This is a genomic window from uncultured Gimesia sp. (assembly GCF_963972345.1).
In the GTDB taxonomy this organism is placed as follows: domain Bacteria; phylum Planctomycetota; class Planctomycetia; order Planctomycetales; family Planctomycetaceae; genus Gimesia.
The window spans coordinates 1-18,533 of record NZ_CAXAVM010000145.1; the positions used below are offsets into that span (position 1 = coordinate 1).

Annotated in this window: 11 protein-coding genes; 6 read left to right on the top strand and 5 right to left on the bottom strand. The window is 52.6% G+C overall.

Features of this window, described 5'->3' with window-relative positions; genetic code table 11:
* From AACZ40_RS20575 to AACZ40_RS20585, 3 genes are all read right to left on the bottom strand, one after another.
* Positions 1-932, bottom strand: a 932-nt coding sequence (locus AACZ40_RS20575) for a sulfatase-like hydrolase/transferase (RefSeq protein WP_339675667.1), incomplete at its 3' end; no start/stop codon positions are given.
* 30 nt (positions 933-962) lie between these two features.
* Complete coding sequence (locus AACZ40_RS20580) at positions 963-2,162, bottom strand: hypothetical protein (protein ID WP_291171740.1); 1,200 nt, start codon at positions 2,160-2,162, stop codon at positions 963-965.
* Between the two features lie 125 nt (positions 2,163-2,287).
* A complete protein-coding gene (locus AACZ40_RS20585; protein ID WP_291171742.1) occupies positions 2,288-3,445 on the bottom strand; it encodes a hypothetical protein in 1,158 nt (385 codons plus the stop codon).
* A gap of 272 nt (positions 3,446-3,717) precedes the next feature.
* Between AACZ40_RS20585 and AACZ40_RS20590 the strand changes: the two genes are divergently transcribed.
* From AACZ40_RS20590 to AACZ40_RS20600, 3 genes are all read left to right on the top strand, one after another.
* The gene (locus tag AACZ40_RS20590) at positions 3,718-4,560 is read left to right on the top strand and encodes a glycerophosphodiester phosphodiesterase family protein (protein ID WP_291171744.1); all 843 of its coding nucleotides are present in this window, start codon (positions 3,718-3,720) and stop codon (positions 4,558-4,560) included.
* Positions 4,561-4,684: 124 nt separating this feature from the next.
* Positions 4,685-5,041: a BlaI/MecI/CopY family transcriptional regulator gene (locus AACZ40_RS20595; protein WP_291171747.1), complete on the top strand. Its 357-nt coding sequence runs from the start codon at positions 4,685-4,687 to the stop codon at positions 5,039-5,041.
* Positions 5,042-5,092: 51 nt separating this feature from the next.
* Positions 5,093-9,361, top strand: a complete 4,269-nt coding sequence (locus AACZ40_RS20600) for a M56 family metallopeptidase (RefSeq protein WP_291171750.1) — start codon at positions 5,093-5,095, stop codon at positions 9,359-9,361.
* 13 nt (positions 9,362-9,374) lie between these two features.
* Here AACZ40_RS20600 and AACZ40_RS20605 read toward each other — a convergent pair whose 3' ends face one another.
* A complete protein-coding gene (locus AACZ40_RS20605; protein WP_291171752.1) occupies positions 9,375-10,649 on the bottom strand; it encodes an exo-alpha-sialidase in 1,275 nt (424 codons plus the stop codon).
* Positions 10,650-10,741: 92 nt separating this feature from the next.
* On the bottom strand, positions 10,742-11,497 hold the full coding sequence (locus AACZ40_RS20610) for an HNH endonuclease (protein ID WP_291171755.1): 756 nt from the start codon (positions 11,495-11,497) through the stop codon (positions 10,742-10,744).
* A gap of 881 nt (positions 11,498-12,378) precedes the next feature.
* On the opposite strand from AACZ40_RS20610, the gene AACZ40_RS20615 reads away from it, so the two are divergent.
* From AACZ40_RS20615 to AACZ40_RS20625, 3 genes are all read left to right on the top strand, one after another.
* On the top strand, positions 12,379-14,835 hold the full coding sequence (locus tag AACZ40_RS20615) for an ATP-binding protein (RefSeq protein WP_291171758.1): 2,457 nt from the start codon (positions 12,379-12,381) through the stop codon (positions 14,833-14,835).
* Between the two features lie 521 nt (positions 14,836-15,356).
* Complete coding sequence (locus AACZ40_RS20620) at positions 15,357-16,238, top strand: DUF1559 domain-containing protein (protein WP_291171762.1); 882 nt, start codon at positions 15,357-15,359, stop codon at positions 16,236-16,238.
* A gap of 230 nt (positions 16,239-16,468) precedes the next feature.
* Positions 16,469-18,533, top strand: a 2,065-nt coding sequence (locus tag AACZ40_RS20625; RefSeq protein ID WP_339675674.1) for a glycosyltransferase family 39 protein, incomplete at its 3' end; no start/stop codon positions are given.

Consider the following 18,533-nt stretch of genomic DNA (forward strand, 5'->3'; position numbering starts at 1 on the left):
ATGCCCGCTTCATACAGATTCCATTTACTGCCCCGCAGTGGCGCATTGTCAGCATATTCGGGAGTACCGCCGTTATCTGAAGTGAAAACAACCAGCGTCGAGTCGCGCAGACCACTTTGATCTAACGCTGCCAGGACCTGCCCCACATACGCGTCCAAAGTTTCTATGAACGCACCGTAATGCGTGCGGCGATTCTCATCACCGGTGTCATTAACGACGCGCTTCTGATATTTTTTCACCAGCCAGTCCGTCGGTGCGCGGACCGGTGTATGGACATGGAAGTAGGACAGATACAGGAAAAAAGGCTGCTCCCGTTTCTGCTTGAGAAAATCAATCGCGTGTTCTGTCACCGCGTCAGGCGGGAATTCGCCCTCCGCGAAATCGCCGGGCTTCCAGTCGAATTTCTTGGCATAGGGATGACTGCCGAACGTTTCTTTCGCCGTCTGAAATCCCTGTTGTTGCGGTCCATGTGTCGGACTCCAGCCCAGATATCCCTTGTAATGTTTGCTCACGTGCCATTTGCCGAAGAAGCCGGTCGCATAATCTGACTGTTGCAGAATTTCTGCAATCGTGACTTTTGTTAAGGGCAACTCCCGCGTATAAGGGGGCGGCTGCAGAGAGCGGGACGGCGGCTCGACACCAGCGGGCTTTGTCACAAATTCAAAATGCAGCCGCGCGGGAGTTTTTCCCGTCAGAATCGCTGCCCGTGAAGCAGAGCAGATCGGCGCAGGAGAATACGCAGCAGTGAACCGCAGCCCCTGTTTTGCCAGTTGATCCAGGTGCGGCGTCTCAGCAAGTGTGCCTCCATAACAACCCAGGTCTTTCCAGCCCAGGTCATCCGCCAGAATGAAGACAATATTGGGTGACTTCTCTGCAGCGGAAACCGGCAGGCTGAAACTGAACAGGAACAAAACAGATAGAACACGCCACATCTGTGAACCTCAACTTTGAGGGAACATGAATTATTTGATTTCGAACGGCAGTGTCACAGTCTCTTTTCGTGGGCTTGAGTCGGACCGCTGTTTCGAAAGATCCACGGCGAAGGGCTGCTGCAGACTGTTACCTGCCAGATCTTCCAGCACGGTTCCTACGACAAGTCGATAGTCGCCCGGCTGCCACGCTGTGACTGGAATAAACTTCCAGACCGACTCCCCTTCGTCCAACTGGATCTCACCCGGGATCGATTTGCCGGTTTCAGTCTGTACGCGCAACTGGCTGTGCAGCAATGCGAAATCCAGCGACTCTCCCAGCTGGCAGATCAAAGGTGCGCGGGTGCCCGCATCAGGCGTGGTTAATTTCCAGTCGTCGATTTCTGGCTGGCGTTCATCCATCTCAACTGCTTTGAATGTTTTTTTGACTTCGCTGCCGAGCGCATGCCCCGACAGTGCGGCCCAGTGAGGACTGATTCGCAGTTCGTATTCCTGCCCTGCATTGAGAATGGCCCCCAGTTCCACATTCAGATTCACACCCGTTTTCTGACGACCCGGGTGAAACCAGAGCGTGAGCTGTTTGCCATCGCGTGACCAGAGCTCCGTATGACGAAACGGACGGGGTACCTCCTGCTTCTGCGTTTTATTGAACAGAGAAAAGTGTTCGAAGATATCTCCCTGCTGCATTGGCTCGGAGAATTGAATATAAAATTTCAGATGGTTAGCGGGCAGTTGGTTTCCTGAAGGATAAATCGACAGTACGCGAGGCGGTAAACTTTCAGACAGAGGAATCGCGTAGGTTGCCTGCAGACATCGTTCCGGTTTTTTTGTGACCCGTTTTAAGGCAGCGGGATCAAAGGTCGCCTGGTAGCGGTTTCCACGCACCAGGGGAAAGGATGGTTTAAATTCCAGGCGATCCTCCTTCAAGCGGTAGTTACCCAGCATCGCAGGCAGACTCTGATCTGTTTGCGTCTCCCGTTTCAGAAAAAGCACCCGTTCAAACTGCGTGTCGTCCGCATCAGCTAATGACGCCCAGGACCGGACATCAGCAGCGGTCACCACGACACGACACAATCGCGAGTCTTTCTGATCCGCTTCAAATGACAGGTGAAACGGTTCATTCTTCGGTGCACCAGCGGCGAAAACCAGTGTATCCATGAAGAGAATACAGGCGGTGAACAGCATGATGTGTCCGCTGTAGGGCCAGCCAACTGCAGATGATGGGTTTAACATCAGAGACACTTTCCCCCAGGTCGAACGACGCTGGATCAAGCGAAAGTAGATTATGAAAAGAACAGGCTCTTTCCCATTCCCAAACCTGAACAGAAAAGAGCCTGCGAACCGGAGGAGTTCACTTGTTATGGCAATTCGGTAATTTCCAGATCGCGGTGCCCGTCGTTATCACGCAGCACGACGATTTCTTTTTTCTGCAGCTTGTCGATGTGCACCGCGCCGGACAGTTGATCGACAATTTCGATGCCATCAGGGCCAGTCTTCTGTTTCACATCGCGGCGGGCTGCTTCTTCGTTAATATCTTCTGCATCCAGGTAATCCATATTCACACGCACGCCCCACCATTTACTCGGGCCATACATGTTCTTTTTCCAGTGTACGCGGAAGGTGTTGGTCAACAGCCATTCCTTGCCGTCACTCTCATAAGTCAGCATGTCCAGTGGGCGGTTGCCCGTACCCAGTTCCACGACGCTGGTTCCTTTGACTTTGCTGCCGGACTGCAGTTCATCCAGGGGGAACTTGGCGATCGGCGTACAGGTGAAGGCACCGACAATGTAGTTTTTGCCCTTGCTAGAGTAAGGCACGAACGATTGAATCGGTGCCTTGGTTTCCCACTTGCGGTGTGCGACATGATAGGTTTCCGCGCTGTAGATGTCGGCGGACGTTCCATGCGTTAAGGGCAGGGGAATCGAATAGATCTTGTTGGCGAACTCTTCATTCGACTGTGCTGCCGCCAATAGACGGTCGCTGGCCAGAGCCACGCCGGTGATGTTGCGGATTTTGGATTCTTTTCCTCCGGGCAGTGCGACCTGGATATAGTCGACTTCCGCGAGATCAAAATTCTTGACCTTACCCTTAGCATCAATCATCAGAATCGCGGGCTGTCCGTCGGTCTTGCGATTCACGGAAAGGTAGACGTTACCGCTCTGCGAGTTGACGGCCATGTCGGCAATGTCGATCTGTGAGGGTTCGACGCCCAAGCTGGAAGCAACCGCGACATCCACTTTGGGAACTTTCTGTTCCAGTTTCTTCATCGGTCCCACATCGTGAGTATCAATGACTGTAATTGTTGCCTTCGCAGGGTCCGCCACCACCAGCAATCCGCCGGGTCCAAATGTGATTTTTCCAACCGACTTGAAATCGGGATTTCCTTTTTGCACATCTTTGAGATACTTGCTTGCTGCGTCTTTGGTCACGCCCGCCTGTAACAGCGGATCGCCCGTCAGTAGCAGCATCAACGCCAGGATACTGACGGTGCCTTTCATGAGTCTTGATCTGATCATCAAACTGGTTCCCTTAAAAAACTTGAAATCGAGGGTCTCCCCTTCCAACCACCTGACCTCAATCCTAATTCTCTGAATTTTGATAGTCAACAAGATTGTCAGAATCAGCTGGCTTTCAACAGATTCTTCATAACATTCGAATAAAGTGAATCAGATCGGAAAATCCGCTTTAGAATCGTTTCTCCCTCATCGCCCGCATGCTAAAGTGAATGTCTCAATCAGCGAAGTCGCACCCTCCGTATGAATTACGTCTTCCCTGGGAGTCTGACCCGATGACGAAACTCGCTTTTATCCTGTTTGCATTCTGCAGTCTTCTCGGTCCGACTGTACGGACTACTGTGGCCGATGCAGGGTCAGAAACCCGTTTCTTACAGAACGGCGTCACCGCACATCGGGGTAACTCAGGTGAATATCCTGAGAACACCATGCCTGCCTTCCGCAGCGGGGTTGCCGTTGGCGCGGACTGGATTGAACTTGATATTTTCATCACAAAAGATGGACAACTGGTCGTGACACACGATCAGACCACAGGCCGCGTTGGCGATAAAAATCTGGACGTCGCCGGTTCCACTTATGAAGAACTCAAAACAGTCGACGTCGCGACAGACTTCCGTAAACGGCATCAACTGACGAAAAAAGAATGCCCGCCCGCGCGGATGCCGCTGTTGGAAGAGGTGCTCAAAATGATAAAACAGCAGCACAAAACCCGCGTCTCGATTCAACCCAAAGCCGACTGCGTGAAGAAAGCGGTGGCTCTGGTGAAGCAACTCAAGATGGAGCCCTGGGTCGGCTTCAATGACGGGAACCTGAAATACATGACACAGGTCAAACAGCTGGCGCCTGCCATCCCCGTCTTCTGGGATCGCGGCGCCGACACGGATATCGATGTCGACATCAAGATCGCACAGCAGCGGGGCTTTGCAGCACTCGTCCTGCACCATCAAGGCATCACAGCCGAGAAAGTCCGCAAGATCAAAGCCGCCGGCCTCGAACCGGGTGCCTGGACCGTCAACGATCCCGCAGTCATGAAACAACTGTTAAAGCAGGGCGTCGAACGCATTTATACCGACGAGCCCGCTCTGCTGCTGCAGTTGAAACAGCGCCAATCTGAATGAGCTGTCTGAGGTCAGATGTCACAAAACTGTGAAAAGTTCACAGATTCACCTTGAAGTCGCGTGCAAAGTGTGAAAAGATCACAGATAGGAAGGGTGTTTCCTTATTTTTGTCAGAGGATCTTTGATGGATCAACCCAATCAGAATGAACTGGAAGTGCTGCGTCTGTTGTGGAACAGATCGTCTCAGAAACCGGGTGAAATCCAGGACGCTTTTGGCTGGGACATCGATAATGGTACGCTGCGCAGCGTGCTGGTCGGCATGGTCGAGCGGGGTCTGCTGACGCGGAAACGCAACGGACGGGCTTATCTGTATGCGCCCAAAGTCAAACGCGAAACACAACTGCGACAAACTGTCCGGCGGCTGGCAGAAGTCTTTACCGGCGGTTCCACGGGACAGTTGCTGATGGAACTGGCCGAGAAAGAACGACTCACACCCGAAGAACTCAAACAGCTCAAGAAAATTGCCCGCGGCGAATCGTAACGGACGGCTTCTGGCTTACTTTCGAAATTTCAATCTGCAGAGGACCTGGAAATGGATGACATCTCTTTCATCATACACACTCTGGTCCGACTTAGTCTGTTGCTGGCACTGGGTTGGGTGACGCTGCGACTGATCCGCAATCGTAATCCGCGCTGGTCTGTATTCACCTGCCGTTCTCTGATTTCAGCGGCCCTGCTCATGCCAATCGCCTGTCTGTATCTGCCTGTCACCAGTCTGGCGGTTCTGCCGCCGACCGTTTCAGAAACCGAAGATTCAGAAACAGAGGATCTGGCTGAGACATCGACCGCAAACAAGACGCCGGTCCTGAGGAAAAGTGTAGACCCTGATCCCATCGGTCTGCTGCCACCTGCTCACTTACCTGCGCGGACTTCTCCTCTGGAATCAGAACAATCCAGCACGAAGAGGAAAGCAGAACCGTTAATTGCCGAACTGCCGCAAGTCGCAGCTTCCAGTCCTGACCGGGCTGCAGAGAAAGCAACACCTGTGAAGCAGGCAATACATCCGATCTCCACTTCCATTCCGCATGCAGCGTTGCCTGTTCAATCTGAATTCCGTTGGTGGCTGGTCTGCTGGGTCGCCGGCAGTTCGCTGTTACTGCTGCGGATCGGCTGGCAGATTCAACGGACGCGAAAACTGTTACGTCGTTCTGAAATGGCGCCTGCTGCACTGCAGAGAGAATGCGATGTGCTGGCAGCGCAGTTCAAACTCAAACGAGTGCCTACCATATATATTTCGCGGGATATTGAAGGTCCGTGTACCGTTGGTCTGATACAACCTGCCATCTTACTGCCTGCTGCCTGGGTTCAACACCTTTCTGAAACCGAACGCCGCGCGATTCTGGTACATGAATTATCGCATGTAGCCGGCAGTGATTTACTCTGGGATTTCCTTTCGCGGCTGGTGATTGCATTTTACTGGTTTCATCCACTGGTCTGGAGACTGCCGGCCCGTCATCAACTGGTATGCGAGCATCTTTCAGACGCACTGGCTGCCACCGCGACCGAAAGTCTGAGCCATTACCGCAGGATGCTTGCCCAATGGTCGCTCCGTCGTCAGGGAGCGAAATCTCGTCTGGCTGCCCTGGCGATGGCGGATCGTTCGCAGATGCTGCGTCGGCTGAAATGGCTGGAAAAACCGTCTGCTGTGGATCAACTGACATTTTCATGGCGGTATAGCTTCGCAGTCATCACACTTTTAACGGTCACTGGTGTTGCGACGGTTCACTTCAGTCCGCAGGTACTGGCACAGAAAACAGAGCAGCCGGAAGAAGTCAAAAATGCAGAGCCGAAAGACAATACAGAAAACCCCAAAGCAGATCCGAAGAAAGCCGCCGCACCCCGGATCAGAAAACCGGGTGAGCCCGATATCAATCTGAAGCAGACCACACCTAAAATTGTGCGCGTGGTGAATGAAAAAGATGAACCCATTGAAGGTGCCAGTGTTCGCGTTGGCTGGTGGGAAGATAACGAAGGTGACATGCTGGGAAAAATTGTCATCAATCCTCCAATCACCGATCAGAAAGGGGAAGTGACGATCCAGGTCCCCGCGGGTGCCGCCCGCGCACAGATCTCTGCTGAAGCGGCTGGGTATGCAAAAGCAGGAAAACAATATTCACTCAGCGGCAATCCAAAACTGGTTCTGCAGCCGGGGCGGATTATTCGCGTCAAAGCGCTGGATGTGAAAGGAAACCGACTGCCCGAAGCGTATCCCCTGCTGGAAGAAACCCGAGTGATCGGACGTGAGTTCAAGCAGGATGCGCACCGCCTGGGTTACTTTACTTCTCCGGTGGTAAAGCTGGACCGTCGTTTGATGCGAGTTGTGGCGAGAAACGAAGAAGGACTCGTTCTGTTCAGTCACCTGATCGATGTCACGAACCCGGAACGCGTGGAAGAGGACGGCACGATTGTGGCCATCCTGGAACCGGGAATCCGCCTGGAAGGTCGCCTGGACGACTCGGTACCGCGGCCGATCAAAAATGGGTGCGTCGAACTCTATATCGATGAAGTTGCCGAACATAAGATCGGCGGTGGCTGGACCTGGCAACAGACCGCGGCTGTGAAAGAGGATGGTACGTTTGAATTTGACTCGCTGCCGACCGGTGGACACGCGCAGCTGTTTGCCCTGGTGGACGGTTTCCAGTCGACGCGACCGACGGTTGCGTCATTGAAAAACTATCTGCAACTGCACAACGCCGGACCGGAATCGATCCTCGACAATGCCATCGAGCGTCACGACGCGTTCTGGCCACACCTGTTTCCGCTCACTCCGGGACTTTATAAAACCGAGGTGGAGCTTCCCTGCACGCCGACTACGTCTCTGGATGTCAATGTGGTCGATCCCATTGGTCAGCCGATCGAAGGGGCCCAGGTCAAATTCAATCCTAACGGGCTGTTTTTGGGTGGGGAACTGTTCATTCCCGCCACGGAATCTTTGACGATCGAGAATCAGATAGTCCCTCGCAACATGGATGAGATCAAGCAGCGTTATCAGTGGGCACAGAACACATTTCTGCGCGTGAGGACCGATGCGCAGGGGATCGCCCGGGTCCGGAACCTGCCCGCCGACGATCGGGAATCGTACAAGGTTTCCGTCGACGGTTATCAGATGCCCGTCTATCCGACTTCTTCCTTAGACGATCCCTCGCGGTATGCACTTATTGATCTGGCAGGGGGTCAGACGCTGCGGCGGACGATTACGATGGAAAAATTTGTTCCCAGCGCGTCACGAAAAATACTGGTGGTCGACCGCCAGGCAGAGCCGGTTCCTGATATCAAGATCACCGTCAGCGAGATCGCTTTTGAGAATGCTCCCGACGACTGGCAGCTCTGGGCGTCTCAGCGTTTTGGACCGTTGGCGACAGGCAAAACGGAAGAGGACGGGAGCGTACAACTGCAGGTGCCAGTGGAAGTGAATGGCCAGGCAGTTTCCCGTCTGCGAATTACGATTGCGGGACGTATGAAAATAGAAAGTACTTTACGCGACGCTTATGTACAACACAAAAGACTGATCATTCCCCGCGAAGCTGACGGGCGGGTGGTTGTACTTACTGTCTCTGACGAAGAACCCAAAGAGAAACACGCATTCTTTGATGTCGCGGTTGATTACCTGCAGCCAACTGAACTACTCAGCGATTCGCCGAAAACACTGATTCAACAGTTGCAGAAACAGCCCTCGTTGATCGTGTTAAAGCAGTTGCTCTCGTTGAACGATTTTGATGCTGCGAGCCCCCTCCGCTTCCGGGGTGATTGGAATCTGACCAGCAAGCCCGGCAAAAAAAAATCGGAACACACACCGGTCATTACCGTTCCTGCGGAAGGGGGAGAGCGATTAGTGGTTCTGTGTGATGTCCGTCCGCAGGATGCAAGCTGGAATACCAAACCGCGTCTGCGCTCCCCGCCCATGGCGGCATTCGTTTTTAAAGCCGACGATGGTTCGCTGATTCAGATGATCGGGGGCTGGGCTTCTTCTAAAGGTGATTACGCGCATGTCATGTTCAACAACCTGGGGGGGACTGACGATTATTTTGTTTCTACCTCAGCTTTTGAAATACATAATCCTTTTGAATATATCCAGCAATGGTACCAGATCGGACATGAAGATAAGCCGGCGATCACCTTTTATAACTATGCAAACGCGACCGGTTGGAATGGCAAGCCGGGGCCCTCAGAGCCGCTGGCAGAATTTGGCTATCTGGATTTGAAATTTAACGGCAAAAATCTGGATCATCTTGTTAGCGGCGTGTTACCCAATGGAGCCCTGGCACCTCGTAAACTGTACTGGGATGGCGTTCGCGAGCAGTTCATTGGCCCGGTCCGCGCGAGTGTGGACGGTACGCCCCTCTACCAGGTGGATCTGCAACATTCCTATCAGTTTAACCCACTGGAGGTCGAGCCTGGCGAACTGGTCGTGGCCGGCGGTCGTCGCGGCTATAAAAACTGGCATGCGTGGAACTGTGTGGTTCCCCTGGGAAAAACCGCCAGACTGCGGCTGTTCGCCGTGGATGAGTCCGGCAACAAGCCGGTCGAGACAGAATATTTCACACATGATCTCGCCGCAGGACAGCACAATCTGCAGCTGCATTTCGAAGACACGAAAGATGACCCGACTCAGTCAGAAGGACAAATTCAAATTGATGATTCGACGAAAGAAAAAATGACGGTCCCCCGTGTGCCTGTCACTGGCGTTCCCTCCGTTAAAGGAGTTCCGATTTATCGCACGGGGAAAGAATCGCTCGACCTGTTCAATCGCCCGACCGCTCAAAAACAACAACGGCTCATCTGGCGGGTGGAACTGAAATAAATTCAGATCCGTTTCAGCTTACAAAGTCGGGCAGATTGCGATTCGGCTGATTCCATTTGATCCGGCCGAGCAGTACATCGCCTTTGGCTTTGTTGCGAGGCATCCATTCGCCGACGGTCACGCAGGATTCGTCCGGGCTGACGTTGGTGACGTCGAAGTTGCCCATCAGCGCGACCTGGTTGGCATCGTTCACGCCGTCGCCGACCAGGGGAAGAACGACCTGCTCGGTCTCGCGAATCAGGCAGAGCTTCTCCGGATCGACCTGTGCGACCCAGAGCGGGGATCGCCAGCGGATCACATTTTTGTTCGTTTCATCCTGGCGGGTATAAACCAGAAACAGGCCGTCAGAATGTGTGAGCCAGTGCTGCTGCGTAGTCGACATGCCGATCGACGTACCATCGTCAAAGGCCCAGGCGGTCTGTCGCTGGTAGTTCAATCCGTCCGGGCTGACCGCGACATAGCCGTGACCGTCTTCAGCACGAATGGTCATGAAGTACCGGTCCTGGAACCGCGTGATCGAAGGTTCCAGCAAGCCACGCCCGACTGCATTTTTCAACGGCGGTCCGACTTCGCGAATTGTCAGCTCAGAGCCGTCAAACGCGCAGCGGACGCCTGCCACCATTCGCGGCTGTTTGTTCGCGCCGAAGGTGAATGACATCATGATATCGCCGTTGGGCATGACGAAACGCTGTCCACAGTTGTTGGTATAAATCTCCGAGCCGCGCGGATCATCCCATTTGAGCACGTTCCGCTCAGACCATTGCCCTGCTTTGTCTCGAACCGCATACACGGGGTAGCGGGCCAGCTGATCCCCTTTGGCAAACCGGGGACCGCGATAAAAGACGACATGCCCGAGCGCGAGGATGGTCCCGGTCTGCGGATGATATTGCGGCGTGACATCACACACGCCTGCCTGCAGCCCCGGATGCCCTTTGACCGGATCGCGGTCCAGCGCAGGAATCGCTGTCGGCTCACTCCACGTCTTCCCTCGATCATTCGATTCACACCAGTGAACCGGCCCGAAATAATCCGAGCCCCCAATCTCCTGCAGGTTCATAAAAAACGTCGCGTTTCCGTTCGGCCCGGGAACCATGCACCCCCGCGGATGAAACCAGGTGACCCCCGCACCATCCCGATTACGAAACAGCGTCTCTTTGGAGATCGAGCCCATCAAAGGCTTCGATTCCGCAGCCTGCAACGAGGCTGTTCCAGCACCTGAAGCAGCCGCGAGAGAACAAAGGGAGGAATGGAGAAAGTCACGACGGGTGAGGGGCGGGGATTGTGTCATAGAATGGGCTTTCCAACTGTGGCTTATACTCTTGACATCTGAATTCAGAAATGAATGTTGTTAATTTGATTATATTACAACATCAGAAGAAATCATGTTAGAAAAATGTGTTCTCGATGTCTTTGCAGACATTCCTGATCCGGACGGAAGCGAGTGGGGAATTGAATCGGTTGTCCCTCATGGGGTTTGAAGAAGCGGCTCATGGCTTCGACTGAATACGATTCACGCAGTTGCTGAGAATAGATCAACCGGAATTTCTCATCCAATGTGATCAAACCACGATCAAATGCCTTGTCGTGAAGTGCATTCAGACAGAGACCATTGTGGGGATCTGCCCGTTTCGTGGGATCATCACTCCAGGGAATAATGTGGCTCGCAATGAGAAGTTCTTTATTCTGTATTCCCGTGACACAACAGCGTTCCTCATAGGATGCCATGACCGTCGAACGGAAAAAGCGTTGGGCACGCCGTACTTTCGTTACCCGGGTCGATTCTGTTTCTCCTTCGAACTGTGGTCGTTTCTCAACAGGCTCATCCTGTTGCAGGTTCATTTCCTGTTCGAGCCGTTGACTTTCATTCGCAAGCCCTTCCCAGTCTGCATGGAATTCCTGCCAGATTGATCGATCCGCGTTAGATGCACTCGAAAGGCCTTTGACACCTCGCTGTTGATGGTACGGATCAAGAGACGCCAGATTTGAGAGCTTCATGGCTACACTCGAAGACGAACGACCAATGCATTCTGCCAGTTGTATGACTTCGCTATTTCTTTGATGAAACTTACCAAAAGGGAGACGGCAATAGAGGCTCATGGCCAGAATCAATTCGTCACGAGTCCAATTACGTGCCATCGTGTTTTTGCCCAGGTAGAGTTTTCAAGGTGAACATGTATTATAATCAAATAGTTGAGCAATACCAGGAGCAGGGTGTCCCTGCAGAGTCGAACGGCACTCGATAATTTGCAGCGATATTTCAACAACAAACAATCATTTTGTTCTGTTTTCCGGATCAACCTTTCCCATTAAGGCTAAGTCGACCCCTGATCGGGGTGGCATTGTCTTTGTGGGGGCTGGGATGCGGGTGACCGGTCTGCTGTGTTTCCGGGTGGATCTTACCGATGCCGGTTGGCTCAGATCGCTGCACAGGAAGCATGGTGCTGGTTGAAATCAACTGCGGCGTTTTGCCGGACCTGAGGCGGGGAGGTCCGCAGATCGACTTGTAATTGACTGCAGTTTGCAGTATCTCTCCGGAAAACCTCTCAAATCTTCAGGAGATCCTGTTCGAGCTTGTCAGTGATCTGTTGGCGATCCCTTTCGGAGTTGTTGAGACGGTAGGCGAGCAGGTAGAAACGCTGTTGATGAGATCGTTTCTGTCCATGTCTGCCTGGATATTCAAAGCTCGATTGGAATGAGTATTTCCCCTGCCATTTGAAAAATATAAGTATTGAGAAAATCAAATCTGCTGTATACACTAAACTCACAAAATACCTGTCCCATGGTTGTCGGCCCGGTATGGATCAGGTTTGTGGCTGAGGACGGTCAATCAGAAGTTGATGAAGTCCTGCGCTGCCTTTTCCCTGTCAATCAGCGTCACGAAAGAGACGCGGGTATCTGAATAAAAGATCAGTTTGAATGCGGGGTGAATCACCATTGTCAAATTCCCTTCAATGATGGCTGAAATGAAAGCGTCAGTTTAAAAGTGTTTCTGGCAAGCAGGAGTGAAGGCAGAGTGGATGATTGAGTTCTTTTCGAAGCTCTTTGATACATCGGACTATCCTGCGCGCTGGAATTGTGGCAACTGGACGAGTGGTGAAGGCTGGCTGCACATTCTTTCCGATATCGGTACGTGGTCCGCTTATACAGCGATCCCGATCGTGCTGATCTATTTCACCTATAAACGGAGAGATATTCCCTATCCCAGACTGTTCAGTTTATTTGCAGCTTTCATCCTGTTGTGCGGCGCGGTCCATCTGGTTGAAGCGATCATTTTCTGGTATCCGATTTATCGGATTTCAGGATTGTTGAAACTGGCGACGGCAGTGGTCTCGTGGGCCACTGTGATTGTATTAATCAGATATACGCCACACCTATTGCAGATACCCTCGATCGCAGTCACCAACAAACGTCTGGTAGAGGAAGTTGAACAGCGAAAAGTCATCGAACGGGATCTGCGCTGGATGCAATCCCGGTATGAGGCGTTTTTAACCGGCACCAGCAGTATTATCTGGACCACAGATCCGCGGGGGAATTTTATTGTCCCCCAGGTTTCCTGGCAGCGTTTCACGGGACAGACCTGGGAAGATCACCAGGGGGACGGCTGGCTGAAAGCGCTGCTGCCGGAAGACCGAGCGGAACTGGCTGCGCTGTGGAGTAAACCGATCGGGAAGCAGACCTGTTTTCGGGTGCATGGGCATATCTGGCACGCGGAGAGCGAGTCCTATCGCCCCGTGATTACCGAAGCCGTCCCCGTATTTGATGAGGAAGGGCAAATCCTGGAATGGGTGGGCACGGTCAGTGATATTCATGAGCAGCGAATGGCGGAAGAAAGCCTGAGCGCCGCCGAGGCAGAGTCCAGCCGGCAGAAACGGGAACTGGAGCTGATTTATGATACCGCACCTGTGGGGATGGGGCTGGTGGATCGCGAATACCGTTATATGCGGATCAATGATACCCTGGCCCGCATTAACGGGATTCCCCGGGAAGCACACCTGGGGCGCGTCTGTTTCGAGTTGATTCCCGAACTCGCGGAGCGAATCAAACCACTCTACGATCAGGTATTTCAGACTGGTAAAGCGGTGAAAAACCAGGAAGTACGCGGCAAGACTCCCGCCAGCGAAACGGAACGCTGCTGGCTGGTGAACTATCATCCGATGACGCACAGGACTGGTGAGGTCTGGGGTGTGAGTTCGACTGTTCAGGACATTACTGACCGCAAAGAAATGGAAGAAGCATTACGGGACAGCGAGCAGCAGGCGTCGCAGGCGAATCTTGCCAAGAGTGAATTTCTGGCAAATATGAGTCATGAAATTCGGACTCCCATGGCTGCAATCCTGGGGTACGCCGACGTTTTGATCGGGCATCTGAGTGACCCCGATAATCTGAACTGTGTCATGATCATGAAGCGGAATGGAGAACACCTGCTGGAGCTGATTAATGACATCCTGGATTTATCACGCATTGAAGCGGGTAAACTCGAAGTGGAGTTGAAAGAGGCACCACTGCGTGAACTGGTTGCTGACGTCCAGGCACTGATGCAGGTTCGTGCGGACGAAAAGAATCTGATGTTGAATGTCAAATTCTCCGGACAGGTTCCAGAAACGATCATCACGGATTCCACCCGACTGCGACAGATCCTGATCAATCTGATCGGAAATGCCATCAAATTTACCGAGCATGGCGAGGTTCGCCTGGTGATCAGGCTGCACTCCGATTCTGAAAAGCCGATGATCGAATTTGCCGTCCAGGACACCGGCATCGGCATGAGTGAAGACCAGATCCAGCGCCTGTTTAAACCTTTTTCGCAGGGAGATTCTTCGGTCACACGCGCTTATGGAGGCAGTGGTCTCGGACTGGCAATCAGCAAACGCCTGGTGCAGATGCTCAAAGGCCAGTTAAAGGTGAAGAGTGAAACCGGCCAGGGCTCTGTCTTTCGGGTCCGTATTCCCACGGGTCCCATTAAAGGCATTCCACTGATTGAGTCCGGAATTCTGGAACGAAAATCAAATGCGGGCGAAGCTGTTTCGAAAATCCATCGTCTGAATTGCCGGGTGCTGGTTGTGGACGACCGTCGTGAAGTCCGGCATATCAGCCAGCACTTTCTGGAAAAAGCCGGTGCCTCAGTCGCTTCAGCCGAAGATGGTCAACAGGGCATCGACATGGCATTGATTGCCCGTGACGCAGGTGATCCGTTTGATGTGATCCTGATGGATATGCAGATGCCTCAGGTGGATGGTTTACAGGCGATTGCAGAACTGCGGGCTGCCGGCCTGGATTCGCCGATTATCGCGCTCACTGCCGATGCGATGAAAGGGGACCGCGAACGCTGCCTGCAGGGAGGTTGCGATGATTATTTATCCAAACCCATCGATCACGGGCAGATGGTAGAGATGGTCTGGCGGTATTCTGAGGAAGTCACCGCAGACGCGCTCCAGGTACAACGTCAGGAGCAGGCGGCTCGCTTCCGGAATTAACTTCTGCAGTTTATTGAGACCGCCCCTGAAATCAGTGGACCTGAAATTCTCTGTGTCTTCCTGCGCTCGACAGGATGCTGCCGATTTGTGCCAATCCTGATTCTCCCCAGAAACTGAAAGCGATTCTTCCTCTATTTCAGCCCGGATCCGCGCCAGCTGAAATCCGATTAAAAACGTATTAAAAGCGAGGGAGTTTCATGGATTAAATTAGCTTGCTCTGTGTAAATAACGTCATTGTACACATTGGTTTACATGAAATTCATAACGTTTGAACAACTGTAAATCGCTCATTTTGAATAGTTGAAATAAATCAGTCTAATTTGAATGGACACAGGAGGGAATGAAAGGATATATGGAGTACTCTGCATATCTTAATCAATAATCCTAAAAAAATATTGTCAAATTTATTTTGCATAGGTTCTATGTAAAAGCCGTGATTCTACACCTTGATCTATCTGGTGTTCGCGCTGTAGCAGGCACCTCAATTTCCTTTCAAGATCTTACTATTGATGGAGACTCAGTTGAATACGACTCTACGCAGAAGGGCGTTCACATTAATTGAACTTCTGGTTGTGATCGCCATTATCGCCATTTTAATTGCTTTATTATTGCCTGCCGTGCAACAGGCGCGTGAAGCTGCCCGCAGAAGCAGTTGCAAAAACAACTTCAAACAGATTGGGTTAGCGCTTCACAACTACCATGATACTCATCGAATTCTCCCTCCCGGTTACTGTCGTGCTGGCTCGGGTGATTACAACAATTTCATTGGCTGGGGAACCTTCATACTGCCATTTCTGGATCAGGCAAATCTGTATAACGAGATTTCCTCCAACGGTGCGTTTGATATAAAGTGGAATACGTTGACTGCCATTACCGATGGTCCCGCGAAAACGGTTCTGCCGGCCTATATCTGCCCTTCCGATCCGATGGGCGGAACCAACTCTGATATCTCCGGCGGCTATGGAAAGTCCAACTACCTGATGGTGGGTTCAAAGTATCCTGCTTCCGCTCCGATTATTGCCTTTGGCCGTAACAGTGCCGTCCGCATTCGCGATTTCACAGATGGCGTGAGTAATACTATGCTGGGGGGCGAACGCACCACACAGGGTTCGAATAATATTGGCGGAATCTGGATCGGGGCATCCGGGGCCAGTGCCGGTTATATCATCCACGGCGCACCTCAGTTCCTGCGAGAGTCTGATCCTTCTCTGTATCTGGTTTCAACTCAGATCAACGGAACAACGACGAATGATGGTCGATATGGTTTCAGTAGTGCACATGTCGGGGGAGCTCACTTCCTGCTGGGTGACGGCCGGGTGCGTTTCCTGAGCGAGAATATCGACAAGACGACTTACGACAATCTCGCTTCCATCGAAGATGGAAGTGTACTGGGTGAATTCTAGATTGCATCGAATTAACCATAGCGTCTTTCAATCGACCTTTCTCGGTCTGAATGACTCTGGAGACGCTACAGTAAAACTGGACACATTCTAATCGGGTGACTGGTTAACCTGAGCAGAGCGTTCTAAAATGGCCCGGCTTCTTCTACTTGAGAAGTCGGGCTTTTTCGTTTTTCCAATCGACCAATCGAACCACAGCCTCGCAACCTGTATGTCAACAGAATCCGGGATGAATGAGCAACGATCAAGCGAAGCCAGTTCACAGCAGGTGGCAGGGAGCAGGCATTTACTGCCTGGCGCTCTGCGTGCGTCTGTTCTACCTGGTGTCGTATCTCAATTCTCCCCTGGCGGGACATTATCGCACCGATCACCAGTTCTACCGCGACTGGGGGCTTGATCTTGCCCGGGGAACGGGAAACACCGCGGAAGCGTTTACGCAGGGGCCTTTATATGCCTGGATCCTGGGTTTCTGGTATTGGCTGTTTGACACGCCGGAAACGTTGATTTTTATCCTGCAGGCTTTCGTAGGGAGCGGAACCTGTCTGTTAATTTACGCTTCGGCGCAGAGACTGTTTACTCAACGGGTTGCCATCATCGCCGGCATTCTTACTGCGGGCTTCGGTCCGCTGGTCTTCTATGATGTCATGCTGATGAAAACATTTCTCAGCCCGTTTTTTACCGCGTTGATTCTTTATGCCTGTCTGCGCTATCGGGAACAGCAGCATCTGCGCTGGTTGTGCCTGGCAGGCTTATCCATCGGGCTGGCAGTTCTGGTGCGTGAAAATCATATTCTGCTGTTAATCCCGGTGATCCTGTTTCTCTGGCAGAGTTCCGAATTGCATCCGCTGACGAATCGGGTCCGGTTGAAAGCAACGCTGGTTTTGCTCTGTTCCAGTGCAGTGGTGCTGGTCCCGGTGGCGATTCGAAATACACTGGTGACGGGAGAATTCGTGGCGGTGACCACGGGTGGCGGCGAGGTCTTTTATATGGCACAGGGGCCGGAAGCAAACGGGTATTATTCACCACCTCCTTTCGTCCGCACACACCCTCTGTTTGAGCACGAAGATTTTCGCCTGGAAGCCCGGGAGCGGACGGGGCAACCAGCGCTCTCTCCCGCGGAGTGTTCGCGTTACTGGTTCTGGCAGGGAATGAAAAGTACTGCCGCTGCGCCTCTGCGAACATTGAAGTTGACGGCAACGAAATTACAGATTCTGCTGAATGATTACGAAGTACCCGACAGCGCTTATTTCCAAACGACGCGAGAATTTATCGCGCCGCTGGCGTATCTGCCTGCCTTTGGGTTATTCAGCGGACTGGGGTGCCTGGGGTTGCTTGTTTCCTGTAAAGAGAGAAAGCAACTGCTGCTGCCGGGGGGCCTGCTATTGGCGCACATCATCTCAATATTACTCATCTATAATTTTGGCCGGTTTCGCGCAGGACTGCTGCCTCTCTGGCTGCTGTTTGCCGCTGTAGGGATTGACTGGTTGTGGACTGCCTGGACCAGACCGGCTGTGAATCGCTGGCCCCGACTGGCTGCTGTGCCGTTTGTGATTCTGATCACGTTGTTTTCCATGTTGCCTCACCCTGGCAGAATTCAGGCTGGTTACCCGGAGGATGAAGCTGCTTATCGTCAGTTTCTGCAGTCGCGAGCACAGCTACTGCAGCAGTTGAACCGCATGCGAAAGCAGGTTGATCCTGAAACTCCTGAGGGAGCAGTTCAGCTCGCTTCAATTCTGATGCAGCTGGAGCGTTTTCACGAAGCACGTGATCTGTTGCTGCCGCTTGCTGATCAATATCCCGACAATCTGCAGGTACAGCGTTTTCTGGGGAGCCTGCTTACGCAGACACGGGAGTGGCCGGCGGCGATAAAACATCTGGAACAGGCTCACAAGCTGGCTCCCGATGACGCAGAAATCTGCAATAATCTGGGGAGTGCCTGTGAGAAAGCCGCCGAAGTCTCCCGGCAGAAAAACAGGGCGGAACTGTATGCAGCGGCGGCCCGATACTGGGAAAAGGCACTCAGTCTTGATTCACGGAATGCATTAGCACGGTATAATCTCGCGCGGAATAAAATACGATTGCATCAGTATTCAGCAGCGCTGGCAGATCTGAATCAGCTGTTGAAGGATCATCCCGAGTTTGAGCTGGCAGAACGGGGACTGGAACCGCTCGTCATGTCGCCTGATTCAACACTGTCTGCGGAAGAGTTTCAGACAGCCGCCCAGAACCTGAAACAGCTGGCCCGGTTCTATGAGCAGACCGGACGCAGGCCATTCCAGAAGCCCGCACTCCAACTGG